Raw genomic sequence first — 1,310 nt, forward strand, 5'->3', positions numbered from 1 at the left:
ATCCACGCCTTCGGCCCCCTGTTCAGGGACGGTCGAACCATCCTTGTCGTCAACGACGGGCATGAGGCGTGCCTGCGGCTCGTGATCGAACACCGCACTGTCGGCTGTTCCGGGTAATTTAGCGTTTTCTACCCTACCGCCGTAGCAACCTTGCGCCGCGACTTCTCGATCGCGGAAAAACGCTTCAGGAAGGCATTCTGTGCCCAGGTTACCGAGCGCGGCGTGAAATCGAAGCGCTCGGCACTGAAGCCGCGTGGACGACCGAAGAACTCGGTCGCCTCCGCGGTCGAAAAGCCGGCGAGCAGCGTTGCCTCGAAATAGGCGGCGATCTGGTCCGCGCGCGTGATCTCCTTGCGCAGGCCGGCGCCTGGTTCCGGCGGTAGCGAGAAGCGCAGATGGATGGCGCGCTGCAAGCGCAGTTCACAGTCCTTATAACTGCCGCCCATCACCGATTTGAACGGCGAGATCATGTCGCCGATTACATATTCGGGCGCATCGTGCAGCAATGCCACAAGCCGGGCGTCCGCCGGCGCATCGGGCATCAGGTCGCAAAACAGCGCTTCCACCAGCAACGAATGCTGGGCGACCGAGAAGGCGTGCTCGCCGCGGGTCTGGCCGTTCCAGCGCGCGACGCGGGCGAGCCCGTGGGCGATGTCCGAAATCTCGATATCGAGGGGTGAGGGGTCGAGCAAGTCGAGCCGGCGGCCGGACAGCATGCGCTGCCAGGCGCGTGGCGGCGCACCGATGCGGTCGGCCGCCATCAGGCCTCCTCCGTGCCGGCGGCTTCCTGGGGAAAGCTGAATTTGGCGAAAGGTGGAATGGCAACCGTAACCGGCACGTCTCCGGCCAGGATCGGCTGGCCGGCGTCGAGCGCTGTCTTGACCCTGTCGATACGGGCGATGCCGAGGCCGATCGTGCCGGCATTCGAGCCGAGAGTGCCCACCGATCGCCCGTCGACGGTCAATTCGGCGCCGGCCTCAGGCAAGGCCCGTTCGGCCCTGACGATCAGCACCCGCCGCCTTGCCGTGCCACGATGCTGCATGCGCGAGACGACCTCCTCGCCGCCATAGCAGCCTGTCCTGAAGCCGACGCCACCGGTCTCGTCGAGCAGCACGTCATGCGGGAAGGCGTCGCCGAGCTGGTAGTCGGTGCCGCTCTCGGCAATGCCATGCGCGATGCGCAAGGCCTGCCATGCGGCACCGTCGTCAGTCTCTTGAGCGCTGCCATAGGAGCGGGTGACGCTTTCATCGCGAAAGCGCCGGTCGGCCAGCACGGTTGAATCCTTTTGTGAGGGAGCTGACTCATTTCCC

General features: G+C 65.4%; 1 protein-coding gene and 1 pseudogene. Both read right to left on the reverse strand.

Going from position 1 to position 1,310, the window contains the following annotated elements:
* Positions 1 to 128: 128 nt before the first annotated feature.
* Positions 129 to 761: an HD family hydrolase gene (locus tag FJ980_RS32190; protein WP_140547514.1), complete on the reverse strand. Its 633-nt coding sequence runs from the start codon at positions 759 to 761 to the stop codon at positions 129 to 131.
* Positions 761 to 1,310 (reverse strand): annotated as a pseudogene (locus FJ980_RS32195) (folate-binding protein YgfZ); the annotation flags it as partial. The gene FJ980_RS32190 and the pseudogene FJ980_RS32195, both read right to left, overlap by 1 nt.

This window comes from Mesorhizobium sp. B1-1-5 (assembly GCF_006443065.1).
In the GTDB taxonomy this organism is placed as follows: domain Bacteria; phylum Pseudomonadota; class Alphaproteobacteria; order Rhizobiales; family Rhizobiaceae; genus Mesorhizobium.